21 protein-coding genes are annotated in these 25,802 nt (G+C 60.6%); 10 read left to right on the plus strand and 11 right to left on the minus strand.

Annotated features, from left to right (window positions below; translation table 11 throughout):
* Positions 1–4: 4 nt before the first annotated feature.
* The 5 genes from HU739_RS23485 to HU739_RS23505 form a co-directional block, all read right to left on the minus strand.
* Positions 5–508 carry a CS1 type fimbrial major subunit gene (locus HU739_RS23485; RefSeq protein WP_186552383.1) on the minus strand — a complete coding sequence of 168 codons (504 nt, stop codon included), beginning with the start codon at positions 506–508 and terminating at the stop codon, positions 5–7.
* Positions 509–598: 90 nt separating this feature from the next.
* Complete coding sequence (locus HU739_RS23490; protein WP_186552382.1) at positions 599–1,342, minus strand: molecular chaperone; 744 nt, start codon at positions 1,340–1,342, stop codon at positions 599–601.
* Positions 1,343–1,386: 44 nt separating this feature from the next.
* Complete coding sequence (locus HU739_RS23495; RefSeq protein ID WP_186552381.1) at positions 1,387–2,601, minus strand: hypothetical protein; 1,215 nt, start codon at positions 2,599–2,601, stop codon at positions 1,387–1,389.
* 4 nt (positions 2,602–2,605) lie between these two features.
* The gene (locus HU739_RS23500) at positions 2,606–5,128 is read right to left on the minus strand and encodes a CS1-pili formation C-terminal domain-containing protein (RefSeq protein ID WP_186552380.1); all 2,523 of its coding nucleotides are present in this window, start codon (positions 5,126–5,128) and stop codon (positions 2,606–2,608) included.
* Positions 5,129–5,237: 109 nt separating this feature from the next.
* Positions 5,238–5,723, minus strand: coding sequence for a CS1 type fimbrial major subunit (locus HU739_RS23505; protein ID WP_186552379.1), 486 nt, complete (start codon positions 5,721–5,723; stop codon positions 5,238–5,240).
* 497 nt (positions 5,724–6,220) lie between these two features.
* On the opposite strand from HU739_RS23505, the gene HU739_RS23510 reads away from it, so the two are divergent.
* Together HU739_RS23510 and HU739_RS23515 are read left to right on the plus strand one after the other, a co-directional pair.
* The gene (locus HU739_RS23510; RefSeq protein WP_186552378.1) at positions 6,221–6,796 is read left to right on the plus strand and encodes a PadR family transcriptional regulator; all 576 of its coding nucleotides are present in this window, start codon (positions 6,221–6,223) and stop codon (positions 6,794–6,796) included.
* Complete coding sequence (locus HU739_RS23515; protein ID WP_186552377.1) at positions 6,793–7,578, plus strand: siderophore-interacting protein; 786 nt, start codon at positions 6,793–6,795, stop codon at positions 7,576–7,578. The genes HU739_RS23510 and HU739_RS23515 overlap by 4 nt, the downstream gene beginning before the upstream one ends.
* A gap of 93 nt (positions 7,579–7,671) precedes the next feature.
* On the opposite strand, the gene HU739_RS23520 is transcribed toward HU739_RS23515, so the two are convergent.
* Together HU739_RS23520 and HU739_RS23525 are read right to left on the minus strand one after the other, a co-directional pair.
* The gene (locus HU739_RS23520; RefSeq protein ID WP_186552376.1) at positions 7,672–8,304 is read right to left on the minus strand and encodes a Pr6Pr family membrane protein; all 633 of its coding nucleotides are present in this window, start codon (positions 8,302–8,304) and stop codon (positions 7,672–7,674) included.
* A 1-nt stretch (position 8,305) separates the two neighbouring features.
* The gene (locus HU739_RS23525; protein ID WP_016773359.1) at positions 8,306–8,536 is read right to left on the minus strand and encodes a VF530 family protein; all 231 of its coding nucleotides are present in this window, start codon (positions 8,534–8,536) and stop codon (positions 8,306–8,308) included.
* Between the two features lie 334 nt (positions 8,537–8,870).
* Between HU739_RS23525 and HU739_RS23530 the strand changes: the two genes are divergently transcribed.
* The 8 genes from HU739_RS23530 (at position 8,871) to cmoB (ending at position 20,451) form a co-directional block, all read left to right on the plus strand.
* Positions 8,871–10,232 (plus strand): carbohydrate porin, encoded by a 1,362-nt coding sequence (locus HU739_RS23530; protein WP_186552375.1) that lies wholly within the window; start codon positions 8,871–8,873, stop codon positions 10,230–10,232.
* Positions 10,233–10,450: 218 nt separating this feature from the next.
* Positions 10,451–12,862 carry a glucose/quinate/shikimate family membrane-bound PQQ-dependent dehydrogenase gene (locus tag HU739_RS23535; protein ID WP_186552374.1) on the plus strand — a complete coding sequence of 804 codons (2,412 nt, stop codon included), beginning with the start codon at positions 10,451–10,453 and terminating at the stop codon, positions 12,860–12,862.
* 326 nt (positions 12,863–13,188) lie between these two features.
* Entirely contained in the window at positions 13,189–13,641 is a 453-nt protein-coding gene (locus HU739_RS23540; protein ID WP_186552373.1) for a hypothetical protein, read from the plus strand.
* A 354-nt stretch (positions 13,642–13,995) separates the two neighbouring features.
* Positions 13,996–14,370: a DUF6124 family protein gene (locus HU739_RS23545; protein WP_186552372.1), complete on the plus strand. Its 375-nt coding sequence runs from the start codon at positions 13,996–13,998 to the stop codon at positions 14,368–14,370.
* A gap of 682 nt (positions 14,371–15,052) precedes the next feature.
* On the plus strand, positions 15,053–17,467 hold the full coding sequence (gene lon, locus HU739_RS23550) for an endopeptidase La (RefSeq protein ID WP_225922768.1): 2,415 nt from the start codon (positions 15,053–15,055) through the stop codon (positions 17,465–17,467).
* A gap of 617 nt (positions 17,468–18,084) precedes the next feature.
* The gene (locus HU739_RS23555; protein ID WP_186552371.1) at positions 18,085–18,477 is read left to right on the plus strand and encodes a protease inhibitor I42 family protein; all 393 of its coding nucleotides are present in this window, start codon (positions 18,085–18,087) and stop codon (positions 18,475–18,477) included.
* A 241-nt stretch (positions 18,478–18,718) separates the two neighbouring features.
* Positions 18,719–19,498, plus strand: coding sequence for a carboxy-S-adenosyl-L-methionine synthase CmoA (gene cmoA / locus HU739_RS23560; RefSeq protein WP_186552370.1), 780 nt, complete (start codon positions 18,719–18,721; stop codon positions 19,496–19,498).
* Positions 19,495–20,451, plus strand: coding sequence for a tRNA 5-methoxyuridine(34)/uridine 5-oxyacetic acid(34) synthase CmoB (gene cmoB, locus HU739_RS23565; protein ID WP_186552369.1), 957 nt, complete (start codon positions 19,495–19,497; stop codon positions 20,449–20,451). The genes cmoA and cmoB overlap by 4 nt, the downstream gene beginning before the upstream one ends.
* A 508-nt stretch (positions 20,452–20,959) precedes the next feature.
* Here cmoB and tadA read toward each other — a convergent pair.
* From tadA to ptsP, 4 genes are all read right to left on the minus strand, one after another.
* Positions 20,960–21,457: a tRNA adenosine(34) deaminase TadA gene (gene tadA, locus HU739_RS23570; RefSeq protein ID WP_186549148.1), complete on the minus strand. Its 498-nt coding sequence runs from the start codon at positions 21,455–21,457 to the stop codon at positions 20,960–20,962.
* Entirely contained in the window at positions 21,457–22,833 is a 1,377-nt protein-coding gene (locus tag HU739_RS23575; RefSeq protein ID WP_186549146.1) for a multicopper oxidase family protein, read from the minus strand. Before HU739_RS23575 ends, tadA begins: the two co-directional genes overlap by 1 nt.
* Before the next feature lie 117 nt (positions 22,834–22,950).
* Positions 22,951–23,241 (minus strand): PTS transporter subunit EIIB, encoded by a 291-nt coding sequence (locus tag HU739_RS23580; RefSeq protein WP_186549164.1) that lies wholly within the window; start codon positions 23,239–23,241, stop codon positions 22,951–22,953.
* Between the two features lie 2 nt (positions 23,242–23,243).
* Positions 23,244–25,766: a phosphoenolpyruvate--protein phosphotransferase gene (gene ptsP, locus HU739_RS23585; protein ID WP_186549144.1), complete on the minus strand. Its 2,523-nt coding sequence runs from the start codon at positions 25,764–25,766 to the stop codon at positions 23,244–23,246.
* Between the last annotated feature and the right edge of the window lie 36 nt (positions 25,767–25,802).

Below are 25,802 nucleotides of genomic sequence, written 5' to 3' on the forward strand. Positions count from 1 at the left end.
AGTGTCATCCCGCATCCGGGGTTTGGGCATTGAACAGCAACAGCACATTGCCGGCATAGTCTCCCTGGCGGTACCCAGCGGCCGGCTTGATCGGGGCGATCTCCAGCATCACCCGTTTGCCCGCCGCCGCTTCTTCGCGGGTCAGCACTTGCCGCGGCGTCATCGCCGCACTCAGTTCAACGCCATTGAAGGTCACGCGCAGACTGATATCGTCCTCGGGGCGGCCATTGGACAGATAGGGTTCGGCCTCCAGTCGCGCTTCGATTGCGCTGCTGTCATGGCGCACGTCGAAGTTCTTTTGCACGCTGCTCAAGGTGGAAGTGGGGTAATCCCAGTTGAGCCGTTGCGCGCGATGAATCCAGTCCGGCTCCGCCGGGATCACGTAAAACGGCCGACTGGGAATGGTCAGGGACACTTCGAAGGTGTGTTCTTCGCGGGCCGCCCAGGCAGCGCTGGCGGTCAGTGCCGCCACGGCCATCAGCGCGACGACGGTGCATTGCTTGATCATGTTCGTTACCCGTTGCGTCAATGAAAGGCAGGCCCGGCGCAAACACGCCACGGCACCTGTGGCGAGACTGTTGGCTCGCACCGGACTGCGTTAGCGGCTGGTGATCCTGAGGTTTTTCTTGTCGTTGCCTTCGATCAAGAAGAAGCGGTATTCGCGGCCCTTTTCCTTGTCGAACGAGAAGGTCTTGCCGGCCAGCACATGGTGCTTGGTGGTCGCGCCGCAATCGGTTTCCTTGGTCAAGGAGCAGCTTTTGAACTCGTCGACGATCACCACGGTGTTGCCGTCGTTGCGCAGTTCATAACGCTTGTCGGTTTCATTGATGACCGTGGCAAAACGCGCATCCTTCGGCCGCACGAAAAAGATCGTGCCGAAACCGGTCATCACGTTGACCCCGGCGGTAAGGGTCTTTTTGTAGTCCTCACGTTCTTCGCCGCTGACGGCAAACTCGTCTTCCTTTTCCGGCACGACCGGCACGAACCGCACGCGGAAATAGCGCTCGCGGTCACGCTCGCCCATGTACAACAATCGCGTACCCTGCATGCCCTTGGCCGGCACGATCAGCCGCGCCGGGCTGGCCATCACGCCGTTGCGCGAAGCGCCGTCGGCGGCGGCCTCCACCGGAATTTCCTTGGGCTGACCGTTGGCGTCGTAGATGATCTCCAGCACGTTGACCTTGACGAACGCGGTGGCGTCGCCGCTGTTGAATACGCGCTTGAGGTAGGTGCTTTTGTCAGCGTCCAGATAGTCGTACACGGTGCCGACATTGATCTGCGGACCGGCCTGCGCGGTCAGACAAAACACACTGAGCAGGCCCAGCAAAAAAACACGGTTCATCGTTTTCGACTCCACAAGAATTGAAAAGGGCCAGCCCGGAACGCTCACGCTTCCGAGTCCCAGATAATGGTGATATTGCCGCGCAGCTTGTCGTTCACGCCGGGTTTGAGCAGAAAGTTGATAGCAAACGGCGTCATGTAGAAGTTCAGCGAACCGACCTTGCGATCAACGTACAGTCCGGGCTGGAATGGCCCCACCCAGTTGTTGTATTGCAATGGCATCCGGGTGACGTTGTAGCCGCCAGCGCCGGCAATGCCCGGCGGTAAGGTGATGGCCACCTGAATGTCGGTCGTGTTGCCCTTGGGGCTGTTCAGCCGGCAGGTGTTGCCCCCAGGGGAATTGCACAGCAACATGACCTTGAAGCGCGACGACGCCGACAGATAGAACGGCTGATCGCGGAAAATCTCGGTCGGTTTTTTCCCGCTCTCGATCCATGGCGCCCACCCGCCTGCGGGTTCCAGCGAAACTCTATTGCCACCCGGTGGCAGCTCGACCTTCAGGGTGTGCTGCACATCCAGCACGAAATCCAGGGTCAGGTTGCTGTCATCGGGCATGAACGATGACCCGAAAGTGAAATCGCCGGCGGGACCGAGGGTGTAGTTGATCGACCCGGTGTAAAGTCCGGAAGACATCCCCAGCGGATTGGGGGTGCGCAGTTCATAGGCAAAATCCAGGGTGTTGAACGTCATCTGCGGAATGGTGAACCGCGCCACCTTGGTGCAGTCTGCTTCAACCGGTGCTTTCCAGAAAAAACGATAGGTTTGGCTGCCGTAGAAACCGACTCCGCTATACCGGCACGGAGCGGGCGCATAGACCCAACTGCTACCCTCCCATAACGCCTGATGCGCGGTGAGATTGTTGGTCTCTCCCGTCAGCTCGGCGGCGGTATGACTGAGGATGAAATTGGACCCGATGCCCGTAATGCGCACCTCGACCACTTCGGTTTCCTGGGTGTCGGCATTGGTAACCGTCAATTGCCGCCAGTTTGCAGGCACCCTGATCGGGATCGCATCCCCCGGCTGCAAGGGTGCCTGGGATGACATTAGAACCGGCAACTGAATGCTGAACATGCTGTTCTGCTCACATTCACCCGGATACGACGCGCAGTAGCCACTGTTCGGTGTCTTGTTGACGAATACATTTTTGCTCGGTTGGGACGGATCCGGCTGGAACAACGCTCGGATTTCCTGGGTCGCCGCTTCCGCTCTGGGCATCGCCAGCGCCAGGCACACCCCAAGGACTGTCGTGGACAATTTCATCGACTCAACCCGCCTTCTGCTCAGTGGAGGTCACGTCGGCCAGAGTGTCTGGCGTGCAACGCAGGTCACCGATCATCAACACATTGTTTTCACGCCGATGGCTGTCGGCGTCGAGACGGAACTGACACAGCAACTGATTGCCCTGGCGCACTTCCAGGGTCGGCGAGCCGGCGTTCATCTCCATTGAGAAAAAGCCATCGACCTCGGTCACGCCGCGGCTGGCATGGTTGATCACATGGTGGCCCTTGAGCGGCAGCCCTTGTGCATCGACCAGACGCCCGAGCACCGTCAGGGTTTTCATCACGCGAACCTTGCGATACTCCACCCCGCCCTTGTTAAGGTGATAGCGGGTACGCGCCGGTTCGATGGTCGCGGCCGGGACGTTATTGCCCTCGAAATCGAAGCTCACCGAGCTGTTCTGATACGCGGTGATCGGAATGAAATTGCGCCCCGGTTTCAACGCCGCACTGCCGCCGCTGTAATCGTCGGCACGCAGCAAGATGTTTTCGATGTCCGACTCGACATCGACAATCATCCCCGCGCCGCGCACCTCGCTCTGGCTGGTCATGAGCATTTGCTCGCCGCCGATCACCAGCGTGCTGTCGAGGTTGAGGCCACCGGTGAAATTGCCGTTGTAGGACGAACGCTGGACAAAGCCATCGCCACCGACGGTGTCGGTGCGGAAGTTCGCCAGGCTGGACATGCCCACGCCATAGGTGTCGGTGAGCGCGGTGACCGACACGTTCTGCAGCACGTGGTCTTTGAAATCCCTGCGCCAGCCGAGCGAAGCATTGTTGTCGCGCGCGCCGTCACGCGCCGTGCGTGAACCGATACTGCCGGTGATCTGCTGGCCCGGCGCGCCGAGCGCCAGGTTGACGCTCAGGTCGACCCCGCGATTGCGCGCATCGCCGCTGCTGTAGCTGCCCGGCCGATCAAAGATCGACAAGCGCCAGCTGGCATCGCTGCCGAACAGCTCGGTGCGCTGGGTCCAGCCCATGTCGACACCGAAGCCCTCGACATTGCCCTCACTGTGCGACACCCGAGCGTTGATTGAACTCTTGCTGTTGACCCGATGGTTGAGCGCCAGCGACGAATTGCTGGTCTGGCCGATAAACACATTGCGCGGCCGTACCCGGGTGCCATCGGGCAGGGTGTCGTAGGTGTCCGTGGTGTCGAGCCAGCTGCGGTTGTGGCTGATCACGATGCTGCCGGCGCCGTAGTTATACAAGCTTTGCAGGTCAAGTCCGGTGCCGTAGTCCTCGGTCTTGTAGACGTTGGCGTACAGGCTGATGTGGTTGGCCAGCGTCCAGTCGATGGACGTGCCGTATTGCAGTTTTTCGCGGATCTGCCGCGCCGACATCCCGAGAATCACCCGCGGATGCAGCAGGTAATTGACGGCCGCGCCCGCGGTCGGACTGCCACTGGATTGCGTGTCCCAGTTGCTCAGCAACTTGCTTTCTTCGCCGGCGAACACGTTGTAGCGCCAGCGGTCATCGAGGTTGCGCCAGTTGTTGGGCTTGTACACCAACTCCTGGGTGGTGGAGGTGATCTGGCCGTCTTCGATCAGGCGCACTTCCACTTCATAGATACCGCCCGGCAAGGGACGGGTGTCGAGGGTCTGCAAACCGGCGGGCACTGACTGGGTATTGATCAGCAGGCCATCGCGCCAGATTTCCACCGAACCCTGGCGGTTGGCCGTGACATAGATCGGGTACACGCTGGGCATCGGCGAGTTGATGGCCAGACTGTCGGAGCTGCCGTACATGATGCCCACGGCGGTATCGGGGCTGGTGCCAAACGTACGCGGTTGGCGCGTCAGCCCTTCGGAATTGGGGGTGAAATAGCCCAGACGGAAAAAACTGCCTTGCAGTTCGCGCTGGGTGTGGAGTTCGTGCACGGCATGGTAGAGCTTGTCGTCCGGGCCGCCGAGGCGCGCCACTTGCAGGTTGAGCGTCTGGCTCCAGTTGCCGAGGCTGCCGGTAGCCTCCAGGCCGAAGCGCCCGCCCAGATCCTGTTCCTGGCCGCCATTGAGGTTGAGCTGGTTACGCACCATCAGACCACTGCTGCCGCCGTTGGGCTGCTCGTAATAGCGCTTGACCGAAGCGTCGCGCTCGGCGTTTTCGGTGAGGATCGACACCGTCGAGTTTTCCAGGTTGTAGTGCACCGCCAGCAACTGCTCGGGACAGGCACTACTGCACGTCCCCAACGGTACGCCGGGCTTGAGCACGCTCGCCCATTTTTCCCGCTCGGTGGGGCCAAAACGGTTTTCGCTGGTGTCGGTGAATTCGAGCAGGGTGATGCGATCATCGCGCGACAGCACCACCATGGCCTCACCCAGCGGCTGTTGATCGAGTTCGACTCGAACCGCCAGCGGCACATCAAAGAAATGCTCCTCGAAATCAGCTGGCAAGCCCTTGGCCTGCGCCAGCAGACTGCGAGGCGTCGTGCCAGCGGAATTGGAAGCCACGGCTGCACTGGCACAAAACAACAGCGCAAGCGCAGCCGCGATGGGTGTCATCGGGAACATGAACTCTTACTCTGGTTACGAAGGATGGAAGTCCGACGGGGCAGACATTGCTGTCTGCCCCAATCGGTAAACGCTGACTACCGTCAGGGTTGAAGGCCGAATGGGCCGATCAAGGCCCAGCCGGAGGAACGGCGTCGAAAGTCATCGCAACCACACCGGTGTAATCGCCCGGAGTGAAAGTGTTACCAACGGCGCTGATTTTCAGCGGCGCACGGTAGTTCACGTCGGATTCAGCCTCACCGACGATTTCCTGTGGCGTCAGGGTCAAAACCTTGTTGTTGATCGCCACTTGCAGATCGATGCTGCTCGAACCGGAGATCAACTTCGGCACGCTGTCGAGGCTGGCGTGAACCGAACCGCTGTTGTTGCGCACGTCAAAGAAACCGGTCACGTCACGCATCTTGCCGGTCGCCGGCTGATAGCTCATGTCCTGGTCTTTGTTGACCAGATCAGGGTCGGTTGGAACGATATAGAAACCATTGGTCGGCACGTGAGCGACGAGGCTGATGGAGTGCGCAGCTTCACCGGCGGCGAACGCGCCAGTGGAAGCCATGGCCAGTGCCAGAGGAGCAGCGATTGCGAGTTTCTTGAACATCGGTCAGTACCTGTTTCTGTCTATAAGGGAGTTCATTCAAAGTTCCAACCGACCGTATCTCTAGTTGAGACAAATCAATTCGAACCTTCAACGCCGGGGCATGATCGACTGTTACCTCTGGAATGTAAGCAGGCAACTTCCGACAACCACGTAGCCCAACACCCCTTGATCCCGCCAGAAAAAAGACTGAAAAACAGAGACTTGCAAAAGTAACTGTAAGTTATCCCCTACATACAGTTATCCGGAAAAAACCATGCAGCAACTTTAATCAACAGGCATGCCAACTTAGCACTGTTTAGAATACAAGCTCTACGACAACTAGAGCGTTAACTTTAACTCTCGGGTTACGCCGCAGAATTATTGATTCGGAAAATAAATTGTTGCGTTCAAGCTGGCCAACCGCTCGTCCGGCGCGTTCGGATCAGAGGAAAAAGGCCTTGCGCGAGCTTTAAGATATATCTTAAGTTGTATCTAAACACGACGAGAGAAAGCGAAAAATGAGAGACCCTCATTCCCCCCACCGCGAACACGCTGATGGCCGCGACGGCTTCGAAAAACGCCCCGGCCGCGAGCGCGGCGGGCGCGGTCCGCGAGTGTTCGCCCCCGGTGATCTGAAACTGCTGCTGTTGGCGCTGATCGCCGAACAGCCGTGTCACGGCTACGACCTGATCCGCCAGATCGAAGGCATGTTCGATGGCGCCTACAGCCCGAGCCCCGGCGTGATCTACCCGACCCTGACCTTTCTGGAAGAAAGCGACCTGATTGCCGGCGACGCCGAGGGTGGCAAAAAACGCTACCGCGTCACCGACACCGGTCGTTTGTCGTTAAGCGAACAGGCCGTGGCGCTCGACGGCGTGCGCATGCGCATCGAGGTCAGCAAGCGCTCCCTGCGCGGCCACGACCGCCCGCCGGAAATTCATGAAGCAGTGCATAACCTGCGCCATGCCCTGCAGATGCATCACGGACGCTGGAGCGCGGCAGAAATCCTGCGTGTACGCGATCTGCTCAACGACACCGCCAAAGCCATCGTCGACGGCCCTGCCGTTCAACCTGCCCCGGAGAAAGCCGAATGACTGCAGTCGATAGCCAAACCATCCACCGCGTGATGCACGAGATCAAACGACGCAAGCTGCAAGTGTTGCGCGTCACCGACCTGACCCCGCGCATGCGCCGCATCACCCTCGGCGGGCCGGAATTGGCCGGATTTATCAGTCTGGGCACGGACGATCACGTCAAACTGCTGTTCCCGCAGAACGCCGAGCAGGCAGCGGCGCTGGAGACCCTGGTACTCGGCGCTGGCAAGGACAACGGGCCGTTGCCCGAGATGCGCGACTACACACCGCGCCGTTACGATTTGGAAAAAATGGAGCTGGACATCGATTTTGTCCTGCACGGCGACGGTCCTGCCTCGACCTGGGCGGAACAGGCGCAGCCCGGACAGTTTCTGCACATCGGCGGCCCCCGCGGTTCGATGATCGTGCCGGACATTTTCGACAGCTATCTGTTGATTGGCGACGAAACCGCCCTGCCCGCCATCGCCCGCCGCCTCGAAGGTCTGGCGGCGAATCGCAAGGCGCTGGTGGTGATTGAAGTGGAAAACGGTGCCGAGCAGCAAAAGCTGGACAGTGCCGCGCAGGTCAACGTGATTTGGGTGCTGCGTGAAGGTGGCCAGGACAACCTGCTGACCACCGTCAGACAGTTGCAAGTGCCCAAGGGCAATCTGTATGCCTGGGTGGCAACCGAGACCAGGGTTTCGCGGCAGATTCGCCGTGTGCTGATCGATGAGCATGGGCTGGATGAACAGTTCATCAAGGCTGTCGGTTACTGGCGCGCCGAAGGCTCTGACGAAGAGTAATGCTCCACCTGTAGGAGTGAGCCTGCTCGCGATAGCGCTCTATCAGTTGATGCAACTGTGAATGACAGACCGCTATCGCGAGCAGGCTCACTCCTACAATGATTTTCGGCGATCCAGACCTATCACCAGCAGGCCCACCAGCACAAACCCGACCAATATCCCGCCGGCATTCGCCAGCACCTGTGGATAACCCAACACTGCCACATCAATGAACGGATACGCATACGCGCCAAGCAAATGCCCGCGCAGCAAGGCGTAGACGAAATACACCAGCGGATAAATCAACCACACCGGTAAGTGCCACAGGCGCAAGGTGCCTTTGGGGACGCACCACCACCAGTAGCCCAGAAACAGCAACGGCATGACGTCGTGGAGCAGTTCATCAGCGACAAACTGCCAACCTTCGGGATGCCACAGATGCCGCAGCAGCAGACTGTAGGCCAATCCAACCACTGCGATGCTTACGGCAATTCCACTGCTCACCCAAGGCTTTCGAAACCAGCGCCGCACGGCGGATTCGCGATCAGTCACGGCACAGGTCAGCACCGTCGCCGCCAGCGTATTGGTCAATATGGTGAAGTAGCTGAAGAAGCTCACCAGCCCGCCCAGCAGGCTGGCGCCGACGCTCAATCGTGCGAAAAAAATCAGGTACAACTGAATCGCCAGTCCTGTCCAGCCCAACACGGCCAGGCAGGTGATCAAGCGTCGCCGCCTTGCGCTGTCCATGTCAGAGCGGTCGCTTGGTGCGCATCAGCTTCACGTACAGACGCTCGACTTTCTCCCGTGCCCACGGGGTTTTACGCAGAAAGGTCAGGCTCGACTTGATGCTGGGATCGCTCTTGAAGCAACGGATGTCGATGCGCTCGGCCAGCCCCGACCACTCGTAGTGAGTCACCAGTGCGTTGAGGATCTGTTCAAGGGTCACGCCGTGCAGCGGATCGGGGGATTGTTCGTTCATGCCGGGCCTTTGGACGAAGTGGAAATGCTTAAAGCCGCGCACCTTAGCCGAGGGGATGATCGGGTGGAAGGCCTTCCTGCAAATGTAGGTCAAGGTCAAAAGATCGCAGCGTTTCGCAGCTCCTACAGGTTGTACGCATTTCAAGGTAGGGGCTGCCGAAGGCTGCGATCTTTTCGCACTGTTACCAAATCCGAAAGGATGCATGTTTATAAAAGGCCTTTGTCTTTTTGTAACAGATCATTATCCTGCCGCCCTTCTGCTTAAACGCTTCACTGCCTGCGTCATATTGAAGCGCCGCAATCGCACCCGAAAAACACCAAAAAAAGACTTATTCATGCCTGATTTTTCCTCACCCCGAGACAGCGCTATCTCAATCCTGCGCACCCTTGGCGGCTGCACCGCCCTGGGCCTCGCCACTTGTGTTCAAGCCGCTCCGGCGTTCGACAGTGAATCACCGTGGATGCTCGGTGACTGGAACGGCACGCGCACAGAGCTTTCGGAAAAAGGCTACGACTTCAAGCTCGATTACACCGGCGAAATGGGCAGTAACCTGCACGGCGGCTATGACCACGACCGCACCGCGCGCTACAGCGATCAGTTCGGCCTCGGCACGCATCTTGACCTGCAAAAAATCCTCGGCTGGGACGGCGCCGAGTTTCAACTGACCCTCACCAAACGCAGCGGCAACAACATCAGCAACGACCGCATCAACGACCCGCGCGTCGGCGGCTTCACCTCGGCGCAGGAAGTCTGGGGCCGTGGCCAGACCACGCGCCTGACGCAGATGTGGTACCAGCAGAAATTCCTCGACCAGAAGCTCGACATCAAGGTTGGCCGTTTCGGCGAAGGCGAAGATTTCAACAGCTTCCCCTGCGATTTCCAAAACCTGGCCTTCTGCGGTTCGCAGGTCGGTAACTGGGTCGGCGGCATCTGGTACAACTGGCCGGTCAGCCAATGGGCGCTGCGGGTCAAATATCACCTGACGCCGGAGCTGTACGCGCAGGTCGGCGCCTATGAGCAGAATCCGTCGAACCTGGATCGCGGCAACGGTTTCAAACTCAGCGGCAGCGGCACTCAAGGCGCAATCCTGCCGATCGAGCTGGTGTGGACGCCGAAGCTCAACGGCCTGCCAGGCGAATACCGCGCCGGCTACTACTACAGCAACGCCAAGGCCGCTGATGTTTATAAAGACCAGAACGGCCAGCCGGCAGCCCTCAGCGGCGAAGCCTACCGCAGCGCGTCGAGCAAGCATGGCGTGTGGCTCGGCGTGCAGCAGCAGGTCACCAGCGTCGCCAGCGACAACTCGCGTGGCTTGAGCCTGTTCGCCAACGCGACGATGCACGACAAGAAAACCAACGCCATCGACAACTACGTGCAGGCCGGCCTGACCTACAAAGGCCCGTTTGATGCCCGCGCCAAGGATGACATCGGTTTCGCCCTCGCCCGCGTGCACGTCAACCCGGCCTATCGCAAAAACGCCGAAATGAGCAACCGCGCCAATGCCGTCTACGACTACGACGATCCGTCCTTCCTGCCACCGCAGGACACCGAATACAGCGCCGAGCTGTATTACGGCGTGCACGTGACGAACTGGCTGACCGTACGCCCGAACCTGCAATACATCCGCCACCCCGGTGGCGTGAACGACGTCGACGACGCCCTGATCGGCGGAATCAAGATCCAGTCGTCGTTCTAAAGAATACGCAACCTCCTGTAGGAGTGAGCCTGCTCGCGATAGCGGTGTTCCAGGCGACCTCTCCAGTGGCTGAAAAACCGCTATCGCGAGCAGGCTCACTCCTACACAAATGCATTTCGTTAGCCGAACAAGTTTTTCAACTGAACCATGCCCACGCCAAATCGTCATCTAAAGTGACTACAGCGCGGGACTACATAAACGTCACGGAGAATCACACTATGAGCACCGAAAGTGCTTCGAGTCGGGGCCGTCTGCTACCGGGCCTGCTCGGCATCCTGCTGTTACTGATGGGCCTGGCCATGCTGGCCGGGGGAATCAAGCTGAGCACGCTCGGCGGTTCGCTGTACTACCTGCTGGCCGGTATCGGCATCGCCCTGACCGGCATTCTGCTGCTGATGCGCCGACGCGCGGCGCTGGGCCTGTACGCCATCGTACTGTTTGCCAGCACCGTGTGGGCGTTGTGGGAAGTCGGCCTGGACTGGTGGCAACTGGTGCCGCGTCTGGCGCTGTGGTTTGTCCTCGGCTTCGTGATGCTGCTGCCGTGGTTCCGTCGTCCGCTGCTGCTCAACGGCCCGGCGAAAATCGGCACCGGCGGTTTGACCGTCGCCGTGATCCTGGCCGGCGTGACCGCGTTGGCCAGCCTGTTCACCCACCCGGGCGAAACCTTCGGCGAACTGGGCCGCGACACCGCAGACATGACCAGCACCGCGCCGGCCATGCCCGATGGCGACTGGCAGGCTTACGGTCGCACCGAATTCGGTGACCGTTACTCGCCGCTCAAGCAGATCACCCCGCAGAACGTCGGCAAGCTGCAAGAAGCCTGGCGCATCCAGACTGGAGACCTGCCGACCGCGGATGACCCGGTCGAGCTGACCAACGAAAACACCCCGCTCAAAGCCAACGGCATGGTCTACGCCTGCACCGCGCACAGCAAAGTGCTGGCACTGGACCCGGACACCGGCAAAGAACTGTGGCGCTTCGACCCGCAGATCAAGAGCCCGGTCGGCTTCAAGGGCTTTGCCCACATGACGTGCCGTGGTGTGTCGTACTACGACGAAGCGGCTTATGCCAAGTCTGAAAACGCCGGCTCTGCAGTGATTTCCGAAGCGGGTAAAGCCGTTGCTCAGGCCTGCCCGCGTCGTCTGTACCTGCCCACCGCTGATGCCCGCCTGATTGCACTGAATGCCGACACCGGCAAAATCTGCGAAGGCTTCGGCAACAACGGCGTGGTCGACCTGACCCAGGGCATCGGCCCGTTCACCGCCGGCGGCTACTACTCCACTTCGCCCGCGGCGATTACCCGTGATCTGGTGATCATGGGCGGTCACGTCACCGACAACGAATCGACCAACGAGCCATCGGGCGTGATCCGCGCGTTCGACGTGCGCGACGGTCACCTGGTCTGGAACTGGGACAGCGACAAGCCAGACGCCACCGAGCCTCTGGCCCCGGGCGAAACCTACAGCCGCAACTCGGCGAACATGTGGTCGCTGGCCAGCGTCGACGAAAAACTCGGCATGGTTTACCTACCATTGGGCAACCAGACCCCGGACCAGTGGGGCGGCAACCGCACCCCGGGCGCCGAGAAATTCAGCGCCGGTATCGTCGCGCTGGACCTGGCCACCGGTAAAGTGCGCTGGAACTACCAGTTCACCCACCACGACCTGTGGGACATGGACGTAGGCAGCCAGCCAACCTTGCTCGACATGAAAACCGCCGACGGCGTGAAACCTGCGCTGATCGCTCCGACCAAGCAGGGCAGCCTCTACGTTCTCGACCGTCGTGACGGCACGCCGATCATCCCGATCAAGGAGATCCCGGTTCCGCAAGGCGCCGTGAAAGGCGACCACACCGCCCCGACCCAGGCCCGTTCGGACCTCAACCTGCTGGCCCCGGAACTGACCGAAAAAGCCATGTGGGGCGCGAGCCCGTTCGACCAGATGCTGTGCCGCATCCAGTTCAAGGAACTGCGTTATGAGGGCCAGTACACCCCGCCATCGGAACAGGGCAGCCTGATCTACCCGGGCAACGTCGGCGTGTTCAACTGGGGCGGCGTCTCGGTCGACCCGGTTCGCCAGATGCTGTTCACCAGCCCGAACTACATGGCCTTCGTGTCGAAAATGGTGCCGCGCGCCGAAGTCGCCGCCGACAGCAAGCGCGAAAGCGAAACCGCTGGCGTGCAGCCCAACACAGGCGCGCCATACGCGGTAATCATGCACCCGTTCATGTCGCCTCTCGGCGTACCGTGCCAGGCCCCGGCCTGGGGCTACGTCGCCGGCATCGACCTGACCACCGGCAAAGTCGTGTGGAAACGCAAGAACGGCACCAGCCGCGACAGCTCGCCGATCCCGATCGGCTTCACCCTGGGCGTGCCGAGCATGGGCGGCTCGATCGTCACCGCCGGCGGCGTCGCCTTCCTCAGCGGCACCCTCGACCAGTACCTGCGCGCCTATGACGTGAATACCGGTAAAGAACTGTGGAAATCGCGTCTGCCAGCAGGTGGCCAGGCCACCCCGATGACCTACACCGGCAAGGACGGCAAGCAATACGTGCTGCTCGTTGTCGGCGGCCACGGCTCGCTGGGCACCAAGATGGGTGACTACATCATTGCGTACAAACTGCCGGAATAAGCGTTAGCTGCTGGTAATGAAAAGGCGATGTCCCGCAGGGGGCATCGCCTTTTTTTGTGAGCCTGATTTTCACGCTGAACTCAAGCCCTGTGGGAGCGAGCTTGCTCGCGAAGGCGTCGGAACATCCAATATTGAGCGGGACTGACACAGCGCCTTCGCGAGCAGGGCCACCCATACCCTGATCAACCCTGCCCCCGCCATATAACCCATATCAACAGGTTCCATCGCGAACAAGTATAAAAACCTGTCAGATATGACAGTTCACCGCTTTGAGCGCCCCCCGCAGACTTCCTGGTCTTAAGACATCAGTCACAAGGAGCCTCCCAATGACAAATCCAAACGCATCCCCGGCAGTCTGGGTAGGAGGTACGCTTAACGTTGCTGTAAAAGGCATCATTGGCGGCACGTCGGTCGATCTGGCAAGCTTTCTGACGAGCAGAATTTCGGCATCTTTCAACCCGCTTGGCGGTTACAGTTTCACTTTCGAAGATAACCACGGTTCATCGAGCGAACGAAAACTCTCTATCTCGCTTCGCACCCTGCTGGATCCATCAATCTCTGGCTACTTAGAATATGTTGTTACCGAACGGGGTGCCCAGCCTTATGACTACGAAGTGACATCCCGTTCCAGCGTTGCCGTAACTCAACTCAATCCCAGCCTGTATCGCTACTCCCTCGATAACTTTCAACTTTCCGGCAAGGCACGCCACGGTGATGAAACACGTGAACTCACCGGCGGCGGATGGTTTCTTGTCCGAGAGCTGACTTACCCCCTCTAGCAAGCAGGTCAGGTTCAGTCATTGGGTTATTTTCGGACTGTGGGAAAAGTGCTTGTCCTACAGATCTGGTGGTTGCGCGGAGTTTTCCGACAGGTCGCGTCGGTTGTGCTTGGGAAATGCGCTGGATAGGCTCGTAGGGTCGCTGCCAATTCAGCGACCGGGCGTCGCGGCCCGGGTTATGAGGCATAATCGCCGCCACCGAACAGCTGCTTGCAGTTATTCATGGTGGCTGTACGCGGGATACCTTCGGGTATGCCGAATGCCTCAGGTCGGTCCGCGAACCTGCGTACAGCTGCCACCCTCAGATTGCGTCGCGGCAATTTTGAGAAGTGGCCCCTAACCTGAGGCGTCACTATGTTCAAACCAACACCCAATCCACCCGAAACCGAAAGCACTTCCCCGTATCAATCCCCCGAATCCAAAAAACTTCACGAAGCCGCCGAGCGCGCGCTGGACCACTACCTGAAGCCACCCGCCAGCCCTGACAAATCCCACAAACCCAGCACCATGTTCCAGGTCACCCCGGATCAGGACAACGAAAGCCTGCTGGCCCATGCGTGCGAATCCCTCGCGTCGGCGAGTGTGATGGCCAGTGACATTGCCGCCTATGTGGACAGCCCTCAGCGGCATACCGTTCTGGCAATCCAGCAAGTGATCATGCTGGCCGAACTGGCGGTGAATCGCGTGCTGGACAACTACGAAATCCCCCAATCCACGGCACACAGCTAAATCCCTGTGGGAGCGAGCCTGCTCGCGAAGGCGTCGGCACATTCAGTCGTTATGGTGCCTGATACACCGCATTCGCGAGCAGGCTCACTCCTACAGTTGAATCGGGTACATCAGCGAGGACAGGTCGGCTGGCAGGCCGCCATCGCGAGCAGGCTCACTCCCACAGAAAAGCCAAAGCAAAAGCAAAGCAGCGCAGCTGCCCGCGGCGAAGCCGCCCCACTCAACAATGAGCGCAAGCTCGAGTACCGCTCTTGATCTTGATCCACGGGCGACGTCGGAAGGCTGAGTGGAGGGATTGATCCGGGCGTGGGAGCGCAGCGACCGTTTGGCGCAGCCAAACACAGCGGAAGGAGGTGCAGCGAAGCAAACCGGAAACGCTGCGCCCGGATCAATCCCGCAGCGAAGGAACCCGAGCCTGCGAGGGCCGAACGCAGGAGCAAGCCTTTTCGGTTACCTTTTCGGCGTCTGGAAAAGGTGACCCGCCGTAAGGGCGGAACCGTAATCAGCAACACCCACAGAAACGGATATACACCCAAACCACCCAAGGCATGGCCGGCCCAAAGGCCGCCAAGGTCAAAAAACTGTCCATCCCCTGAACACACAAGCAGAAACACTCCCGCCCCATTGAAACCACCCCACCCCTGCCCCATCTAAGACCCATACCCCATTGCGCAGGTGCCCCATGACCGACCAGCAAGATCGCCCGGACAACCACGACGACTACGAAACCGACCACATCGAACACACCTCCTCGGGCACCGGCCTGGCGCTGCCCGGGCAAAACCTGCCGGACAAGGTCTACATCATCCCGATCCACAACCGCCCGTTCTTCCCGGCGCAGGTCCTGCCGGTCATCGTCAACGAAGAACCGTGGGCCGAAACCCTCGAACTGGTCAGCAAATCCGAACACCACTCCCTGGCCCTGTTCTTCATGGACACACCCCAGGAAGACCCGCGCCACTTCGACACCGGCGCCCTCCCCGAATACGGCACGCTGGTCAAAGTCCACCACGCCAGCCGCGAGAACGGCAAACTGCAATTCGTCGCCCAGGGCCTGAGCCGAGTACGCATCAAGACCTGGCTCAAGCACCACCGCCCACCGTATCTGGTCGAAGTCGAATACCCGCACCAGCCCACCGAGCCGACCGACGAGGTCAAGGCCTACGGCATGGCGCTGATCAACGCGATCAAGGAACTGCTACCGCTCAACCCGCTGTACAGCGAAGAGCTGAAGAACTACCTCAACCGCTTCAGCCCCAACGACCCGTCGCCGCTGACCGATTTCGCCGCCGCCCTGACCTCTGCCACCGGTCCCGAGTTGCAGGAAGTGCTCGACTGCGTGCCGATGCTCAAGCGCATGGAAAAAGTCTTGCCGATGCTGCGCAAAGAAGTCGAAGTCGCGCGCCTGCAAAAAGAGATTTCGGCCGAAGTTAACCGCAAGATCGGCGAGCATCAGCGCGAGTTCTTCCTCAAAGAACAACTCAAGGTCATCCAGCAGGAACTCGGCCTGACCAAGGACGACCGCAGCGCCGACCTCGAGCAATTCCAGCAGCGCCTGGAAGGCAAAGTGCTGCCGGCGCAGGTGCAGAAACGCCTCGAAGAAGAAACCCACAAACTGTCGATTCTCGAAACCGGTTCGCCAGAGTACGCGGTGACGCGCAACTATCTGGACTGGGCCACCTCGGTGCCGTGGGGCGTGTACGGCGAGGACAAACTCGACCTCAAGCACGCGCGCAAAATCCTCGACAAGCACCACGCAGGCCTGGACGACATCAAGGATCGCATCCTCGAATTCCTCGCCGTCGGTGCCTATAAAGGCGAAATCAGCGGTTCCATCGTGCTGCTGGTCGGACCGCCGGGCGTGGGCAAGACCAGCGTCGGCAAATCCATCGCCGAATCCCTCGGCCGACCGTTCTACCGCTTCAGCCTCGGCGGCATGCGCGACGAAGCCGAGATCAAGGGCCACCGTCGCACCTACATCGGCGCACAGCCGGGCAAACTGGTGCAGGCGCTCAAAGACGTCGAAGTGATGAACCCGGTGATCATGCTCGACGAGATCGACAAGATGGGCCAGAGCTATCAGGGCGACCCGGCCTCGGCGCTGCTGGAAACCCTCGATCCGGAACAGAACGTCGAATTCCTCGACCACTACCTCGACCTGCGCATGGACCTGTCGAAAGTCCTGTTCGTCTGCACCGCCAACACCCTCGATTCGATCCCCGGACCGTTGCTCGACCGCATGGAAGTGATTCGTCTGTCGGGCTATATCACCGAAGAAAAAGTCGCCATCGCCAAGCGTCACCTCTGGCCGAAAATGCTGGAAAAGGCCGGCGTGTCCAAGGGCAGCCTGAGCATCAGCGACACCGCGCTCAAAGCCTTGATCGACGGTTACGCCCGTGAAGCCGGGGTGCGCCAGCTGGAAAAGCAGATGGGCAAACTGGTGCGCAAAGCGGTGATGAAACTGATAGACGACCCGAAAGCAGTAATCAAGCTCGGGCCGAAAGACCTTGAAGCCTCGCTGGGCCACCCGGTGTTTCGCAACGAACAGGTGCTGTCCGGCACCGGCGTGATTACCGGTCTGGCCTGGACCAGCATGGGCGGCGCGACGTTACCGATCGAAGCCACCCGCATTCACGCGCTCAACCGTGGGTTCAAGCTCACCGGGCAATTGGGCGATGTGATGAAAGAGTCTGCGGAAATCGCCTACAGCTACGTCAGTTCGCACCTGAAGCAGTTCGGCGGTGATGCGAAGTTCTTCGACGAAGCCTTCGTCCACCTGCATGTGCCGGAAGGCGCAACACCCAAGGACGGCCCGAGCGCCGGCGTGACCATGGCCAGTGCCTTGCTGTCTCTGGCGCGTAACCAGCCACCGAAAAAAGGCGTGGCGATGACCGGCGAACTGACACTGACCGGGCATGTGCTGCCGATTGGCGGGGTGCGCGAGAAAGTGATCGCGGCGCGGCGGCAGAAGATTTTCGAGCTGATTCTGCCGGAGCCGAACCGGGGTAATTTTGAAGAGTTGCCGGATTATCTGAAGGAAGGGATTACCGTGCACTTCGCGAAGAAGTTTGCGGACGTGGCGAAAATCTTGTTCTAACCCGATGCAAACAGGGCATCGCCTCTTGGCAATGCCCTGTTATCTCTATAACCAGATGCGACAAAACCTATCGCAAAAAACAATAAAAACCTGTCAAGTCTACCAGTGGCGCCTCGTCAGACCGCCCCTCAAACTTCCCTCTCGAAGCGACTCATTGAGGGAACTCATTATGCCAAGGCGATCGCGTCTTCCCGGTAATTTCAGAGCAACTAAAAAGGGCGTACTGCTCTTCGAGGTCGACCGTATAGAAGTGACGAATGGCCAGTACATAACCATCGAAGGCTCTAAAGAAGGGGGGTTTCCGAATCAACACGCAATCCGCCTTACCATTGACTCGTTAACGCCTAACGGCGATCACGTGTTCGAGAAAGGTAAGTATTTACAACAAGTGTTCTACCTCAACATAGGTGGAACCCAGTACGCCCAGCAGGGAACTTTCACTTCCTACCTGGACATCCTTAACAGGAAATATCGAATTAACTGTGATCTTGATTTTCCTGGCCATACTGATCCTATAAAGATCGAACTCGACGTTAGCGGACCTGCTCGGACTTGGTCACAATTTGTCTCATCAGTTATGCTCGCCGTTCGTCGTTACCGCCGGAGCTGCTGATCTTATGTCCCCCACTCGCCTGTTTCTCCCCCTCGCCCTTTCCTTGCTGGCCGCCTGCGCCACGCAACCGAAACACAACGTGACCGTGGAAAAACAAAGCGAATGCCCCGTGCGGCTCAGCACCGGGCAAAACCTGATCATTACGCTGCCGAGCAACCCGACCACCGGCTACCGCTGGGCGATTCAGGATTCGGCGGGCGGCGTGTTGCGCACGCTCAGTCCCGAGGTTTACAGCAATCCGGAAGATGCCGGCGTGGTCGGTGCGGCGGGCGTTTCGACCTGGCGCTTCCAGGCCTTCGCGGCCGGCACCGGGCGTTTGCGCCTGACCTCGCAACAACCGTGGGCACCGGAAGTGCTGCCAGTGGAAACCTTTGACTGCGCCATCTCGGTAAATTGATTGCCTCAGCGCTCTTCCAGACCCAGCGCTGACCTTTTGTGGCGAGGGAGCTTGCTCCCGCTCGGCTGCGCAGCAGCCGCAGAACCGGTGTTTGAAGGGGCCCTGCAGTACCGCGTGCACCGCGTTCAGGGTCGCTTCGCAACCCAGCGGGAGCAAGCTCCCTCGCCACACAGGCGCATCTCACGTTTCGCACGGGTGCTTTATCAGACAACCCAAGCATCCGCGCCCCACTTTGGCTAAAATGCCGGCCTTTTCCACCGACACCGCCGGAACCGCCGTGAGCAAAGAACCCGATCGCCTTTTCGCCCAGCCCTTGGCCCAGGTGCCTGACTTCGCCTTCAACGAAGACGTGGTGCGGGTGTTCCCGGACATGATCAAGCGCTCGGTGCCGGGTTACCCGACCATCGTCGAAAACCTCGGCGTGCTCGCCGCGCAATTCGCCCAGCCCAACAGCGTGCTCTATGACCTCGGCTCGTCGCTGGGTGCAGTGACCCAAGCCCTGCGCCGCCATGTGCGCACCGACGGTTGCCAGGTGATCGCTGTGGATAACTCGGCTGCGATGGTCGAGCGTTGCCGCGAATATCTCAACGGTCAGGATTCGATGTTTCAGGAGTTGCTGCCGGTCGAGGTGATTGAGGGCGATATCCTCGCATTGGAGTTCCAGCCCGCCTCGGTGGTGGCGCTGAACTTCACCCTGCAATTCATCGCCCCGGATCAGCGCACCGCGTTGCTCTCGCGCATTCGCCAATCGTTGTTACCCGGCGGCGCGCTGATTCTTTCGGAGAAACTGCGTTTCAACGATGCCGAAGAACACGCGCTGCTGACCGACCTGCACGTGGCGTTCAAACGCGCCAACGGCTACAGCGAACTGGAAATCGCCCAGAAGCGCAGCGCCATCGAAAACGTCATGAAGCCCGACAGCCTCGAAGAACACCGCGAACGCCTGCTGGCCGCCGGGTTCTCGAAAGTCGTGCCGTGGTTCCAGTGTCTTAACTTTGCCTCGTTGATTGCCTTGCCATGATTGACCTGTCCCCCCTCGCCCGCCGTCTGGCCGGTACACCGCTGGCCGAATGGGCCAACACTTTGCAGGCACAACTCGACCAGAAAATGGAGAAAGGCCACGGCGATCTGGAGCGCTGGCAGAGTGCGCTGGATGCCTTGCCGAAGATTCAGCCAAGCGAAATCGACTTGCTCAACGGCCTGAAGCTCGACACCGATTGCGACGACGAGACGCGCGTGCAGATGCGCACCGCGCTGATGGGCCTGTCGCCGTGGCGCAAGGGACCGTTCGATCTGTTCGGCGTGCATGTCGACACCGAATGGCGTTCGGACTGGAAATGGTCGCGGGTCGCTCCGCATCTGGACCTCAAAGGCAAGCGCATCCTCGATGTCGGCTGCGGCAACGGCTATTACATGTGGCGCATGCTCGGTGCGGGCGCCGACAGCGTGATTGGCGTTGACCCGAACTGGCTGTTCTTCTGCCAGTTCCAGGCGGTGCAACGCTATCTGTCCGAGCCAAACGCCTGGCATCTGCCGTTCCCGTTCGAAGACCTGCCGCCGAACCTTGAAGGCTTCGACACGGTGTTTTCCATGGGCGTGTTCTATCACCGTCGCTCGCCGATCGAGCACTTGCTGGCGCTCAAGGACTGCCTGGTCAAGGGCGGCGAACTGGTGCTGGAAACCCTGGTGGTCGAAGGCGACAAGCATCAAGTGCTGGTGCCGGAAGATCGCTACGCACAGATGCGCAACGTGTGGTTCCTGCCGTCGGTGCCTGCACTGGAGTTGTGGCTGCGCCGGGCCGGGTTCACCGATATTCGTTGCGTGGATGTCAGCACCACGACGGTGGAAGAACAGCGCGGGACGGAGTGGATGAAGTATCAGTCGCTGAGAGATTTTCTTGATCCTGAGGATCACAGCAAAACCATTGAAGGACTGCCGGCGCCGATGCGGGCGGTGATCGTCGCCAAGAAATAACCCAATCTCCCGAACAATGGAGATCCCCCTGTGGGAGCGGGCTTGCTCGCGAAGGCGGTGTGTCAGTCACTCTCCATTCTGAATGTACCGACGCCTTCGCGAGCAAGCCCGCTCCCACAATTTGACTGCATTACTGCCGTTGAAATGCGGCCCCGTGTAGGAGTGAGCCTGCTCGCGAAGGCGGTGTGTCAGTCACCGTTCATTCTGGATGTACCGACGCTTTCGCGAGCAGGCTCGCTCCCACAATTTGACTGCATTACTGCCGTTGAAATGCGGCCCTGTGTAGGAGTGAGCCTGCTCGCGAAGGCGGTGTGTCAGTCACCATTCATTCTGAATGTACCGACGCTATCGCGAGCAGGCTCGCTCCCACAATTTGACTGCATTACTGCCGTTGAAATGCGGCCCTGTGTAGGAGTGAGCCTGCTCGCGATAGCGGTGTGTCAGACACCCTCGATGTTGTAATTGCTGACGCTTTCGCGAGCAGGCTCACTCCTACAGGGGGCGGTGTTTATTCAGCGGGTTTCGCTCGGCGGGCGCGGAAGAACTCGGTCAACACCGCGCCACATTCTTCAGCCAATACCCCGCCCTCATACAGCACCCGGTGATTCAAAAAGCCCTGGGTAAAAAACTGACCCTGACTCTGCACAATCCCGGCCTTCGGCTCCAGCGCGCCATACACCACTCGCGCCACTCGCGAATGCACGATCAGTCCGGCGCACATGCTGCACGGTTCCAGCGTCACATACAGGGTGCTGCCCGGCAGGCGATAGTTATCCACTGCCTGCGCGGCGGCGCGGATCGCGACCATTTCGGCGTGGGCACTCGGGTCGCTGGTGCTGATCGGGCAGTTAAAACCGCGACCAATGATGGCGCCGTCCTGCACCAGCACCGCGCCCACCGGCACTTCGCCAAGCGCAGCGCCCTGTTCGGCGAGGATCAGGGCTTCGCGCATGAAGTCGCGGTCGCGGCTGCGGTCGATGATCGCCGCCGGGCGAATCTGGCGCATCACTTCACCTCGATCGCGGCCATCAGGCCGGTTTCCATGTGGTCGATGACATGGCAGTGGAACATCCATACCCCCGGGTTATCCGCCACCAGCGCCACTTGCGCGCGCTCGTTCTTGCCCAGCAGATAGGTGTCGGTGAAGTACGGAACGACCTTGTGCCGGTTCGACGCAATCACCTTGAAGCTCATGCCGTGCAGGTGGATCGGGTGCTGGTACTGGGTCATGTTCTTCAGTTCGAAAATATAGCTCTGGCCCAGTTTCAGGCTGGCAATAGGTCGGTCAGCACAGGTCTTGTCGGTGATGTCCCAGGCCTTGCCGTTGATCTGCCACAGACTCGGCGGCTTGCCGTTTTCGGTGTTCACCGACACCGAGCCGACCCATTCGAAATTGAAGTTGAGTTTCTCCGCATTGGCCAGATCCGGCTCGGCCACTGGGTTGGCCGGCAGGGCTTTCGGCCAGTCAGTCGGCGCATCGGTGTTGGTGACTGAACGCAGCGTGCCCAGACGCACCGGGCCGTTGCGCAGCGACAGTTCTTCACCGGCCGCCGGGGCCCTGATCGCCAGACAGATACGCATGCCTGGACCGAGCCAGTATTCCTTACCCAACGGGCGCGGCTCGACCGGGTTGCCGTCCAGCGCGTAGATCTGCGCTTCGACGCCGGGAATGTTGATGCGGTAGGTCAGGGTGTTGTCGAGGTTGAGCAAACGCACCCGAGTGATCTGCCCGGCCGGCAGATCGATCACCGGCAACGGCACGCCATTGATTGTCGACAGACGTCCGGCAGTACCGCCACGGGCCGCTTCGCGCGGGATGCTGAATTCTACGAACTGACCTTGCTCATCGACGTGCCAGTTCTTCAGGCTCAGGGTCTTCTCGTACTTGAAACCGGTCGGCTCGCGCTCCTCGATGATCAGCGGCCCGACCAGGCCACGGCCGAGTTCCTCGCTGCTGCTGACGTGCGGGTGATACCAGTAGCTGCCGGCATCCGGCACGCGAAACTTGTAATCGAAATACTCGCCCGGCAGCACCGGCAGTTGCGAGACGTAGGGCACGCCGTCCATTTCCAGCGGCAGGCGGATGCCGTGCCAGTGAATCGTCGTCGCCACCGGCAGGTGGTTGATGAAACGCACCCGCAGCCATTCGCCCTGACGCACGCGCAGCTCGGTGCCCGGCGCCGACGGGCCGAACGCCCAGGCTTGGGTCTTGTGGCCAGGCACCAGTTCCACATCCAGCGGCGCGGCGATCAGTTCATAGTCGTGACCGGCCTCGCCGTCGGCCATTTTGCCCAGCCAGTACCGCGATGCGCCCCCCGCGCCAACGCCAACGACAACAAGACCGGCCAGGCCACCGAGGATTTGGCGACGGGTAAAGGACATGAACTCAACTACCTCACGTATCAGCGACAGGCCCCGGGGGGCCCGTAAAAGGCGAATACGATACACCCGCAGTTGAGAAACAGTAAGGGCGACCTGGGGCCGCACGCCTGCTTTGGCTTATTCCCGCAGGCCGGTAATCAGGTGCAAAACGCCGCCCGCAAGCGCCATGACCCCGGCGACACCGGCAAGGCTCAATGCCTCACGATCAACGCAGGCGACGTCTGCCAGCTCCACCCGTACCCGCGTCAGCGCCACCGCCTGCTGCGACTTTAGGTTATCCGCGCCGCCCAATGCCGCGACGATTTCAGCGCTCAAGCCGACGGCCGGCTCGGTCGGCGTTTTCGGCTCGTCTGCCACCAGATCCGGCGTCAGCGCTTTCCAGAATGCCTGCTGCAACTTATCGAACATCATCAGTTCTCCAGAATCCGTGTGGTGTCGGCAATCGCTTCGCTGTGCAGGCGTAACGCCTCACGCACTTGCTCGGCACTTTCCAGGTCGAGCACCTGCCGGGCGATGGTTTGACACTCGGACAGATTCAGCTCGCGCACGGTTGATTTGATCGCTGGAATCAACGGCACGCTCACCGACAGTTCATCCACGCCCAAGCCCAACAGCAGCGGCACCGCCAGACGCTCGGAAGCCATGGCGCCGCAGACCCCGACCCATTTGCCGTGGGCATGCGCCGCCTGCACGGTCGTGGCAATCAGGCGCAGCACCGCTGGATGGTAGCTGTCCGCCTGACTGGCCAGGCGCGGATGATCGCGATCCATGGCCAGGGTGTATTGCGTCAGATCGTTGGTGCCGATGGAGAAAAAGTCGACATGGGGGGCAAAGCGATCGGCCATCAGCGCCGCCGCTGGCACTTCGATCATGACCCCCAGTTTCGGCATTTCAGCCAGGCCCAGCGCCTGCGCTTCTTGCTCGAGCATCTGCCGCGCCAGCCGCAACTCCGACAGTTGCGTGACCATCGGCAGCATGATGTGCAAGCGCGTCAGCTGACAGCAGGCCAGCACCGCACGCAATTGCTCACGTAACAGTTGCGGGCGCTCCAGGCACAGACGTATGCCGCGCAAGCCGAGGAAGGGATTGCTCTCTGCGTCCATCGGCACATAGGCCAATGGTTTGTCGCCGCCGACGTCGAGGGTGCGCACCACCAGATTATGCGACGGACCGACGCTGCGAGCGATGGCGCTGTAGGTGGACACTTGCTCGTCATGGCTGGGCGCCTGATGGCGGTCCAAGTAGAGGAACTCAGAACGCAACAGCCCGACGCCGCCCGCGCCGAGGTCCATGGCCTGGGCGGTTTCGCTCAGTGACGCCACGTTGGCGGTCACCTCGATGTGCTGCCCGTCGCGGGTGCACGCGGCGAGCGTTGCCTGCGCCAGTTCATGCTGATGGCGTTGCCGTTGCCGTTCATGCCGGGCGCGCAACTGATCAATAGACTCAGCGTTCGGGTTCAGCTGCAACTCGCCCTTGTCTGCGTCCAGCAGCACCTGGGTGCCGTCGGCCAGTGCGAGCATCTGCACCGGCATCGCGCAGATTGCCGGCAAGCCACAGGCCCGCGCAAGAATCGCCACGTGGCTGGTGGCACCGCCGCCGACCGTGGCAAATCCCAGCACTTTATCTGTGTTCAGCCCGGCGGTCTGTGACGGGGTCAATTGATCGGCAATCAGGATGGCGTCGTCCGGCAACACCAGCGTCTGTTCGCGCACACCCAGAAGCAATTTCAAGACGCGCTGGCCGACGTCGACCAGATCCGCCGCCCGCTCGGCCAACAAAGCACTGCCCAGCGACCGGAACATCGCCGCTGTCGCTTCGGTGCTGGTGTTCCAGGCAAACGCCGCGCTTTTGCCCTCATCGATCAGGGCCAGGGCTTGATCCAGAAGGCTGGGGTCCGCCAATAACTCCTGATGCGCCTTGAAGATTTCGGCCTGCGCTTCACCACTGGCCGTGTCGCACAGGTGCTGCAAAGCCATGTCGGCCTCCACCAGGGCATCGGTCAGCGCCGCCCGTTCAACGGCGGGCTCGGCACCGAACTCGTTGACGGTGAGCGTCGGCTCCACGATCTGCACCACCTGCCCCAACGCCGAACCGGGCGAAGCACACACCCCACGCAGCACATTGGGCAGTTCCGGTTCGCTGGTTGCGACCGGCACCGGCACGTTTTCGCCGCAGCCTTCGGCCAGCAGCCGGGTCAGCGTGTCGAGGGCGGCTTCGGCATCCTCCCCCTGCGCGCTCACCTGCACGCTGTCGCCGGGGCCAGTCTGCAACGCCATGATCGCCACCAGCGACTTGGCATTGGCTTGCGCCTGCAACCGGTGCAGATGGATCGTCGCCGTAAAGCGCTTGGCCGCCTGGGCGAACACCGCCGCTGGTCGCGCATGCAGTCCATTGGGGTTGGGCAGGCTGATCGGTGGGGAGAACAGCGCTTCACCTTTGGGCATTTCCGGCGTCACGCTGGCCGTTCCGGCGCTGCCGACACTCAGCACTGGCTGACCGCTTTGCACTAGCCCTGTCGTCCCGACCAGCGAAGTAAACGGTTCACCGCTGACCACCAGCATCAGCGTCAGCAGACTGCGTGCATGCAGGGCAATGTAATCGGCATCGAAGTCGATCAGCGCCTGCCCGGCCTCGACCCGCTGGCCCGCTTCGACGCGCGGAGTGAAACCCGCGCCGGCGAGGTTCACCGTGTCCAGGCCGATGTGCATCAGCACCTGCACACCTTCATCACTGGTCACGGTAACGGCGTGCCCGCTGGCCTGTATGTCGCTCACAACCCCGGCCAGCGGCGCACACAGCGTCGACGAGGTTGGATCGATGCACAGCCCATCGCCGATCACCCGACCGGCGAACACCGGATCGGGCACCTGATCCAGCGCCATCAGCACGCCGGACAACGGCGCCAGCAGTTGCAATTGTTGGGGTACGGCCATGACATCACCTGCTTGTTCGTTCTTTGAAGGGCCGAC

The sequence above is a fragment of the Pseudomonas hamedanensis genome (assembly GCF_014268595.2).
Classification (GTDB): Bacteria; Pseudomonadota; Gammaproteobacteria; order Pseudomonadales; family Pseudomonadaceae; genus Aquipseudomonas; species Aquipseudomonas hamedanensis.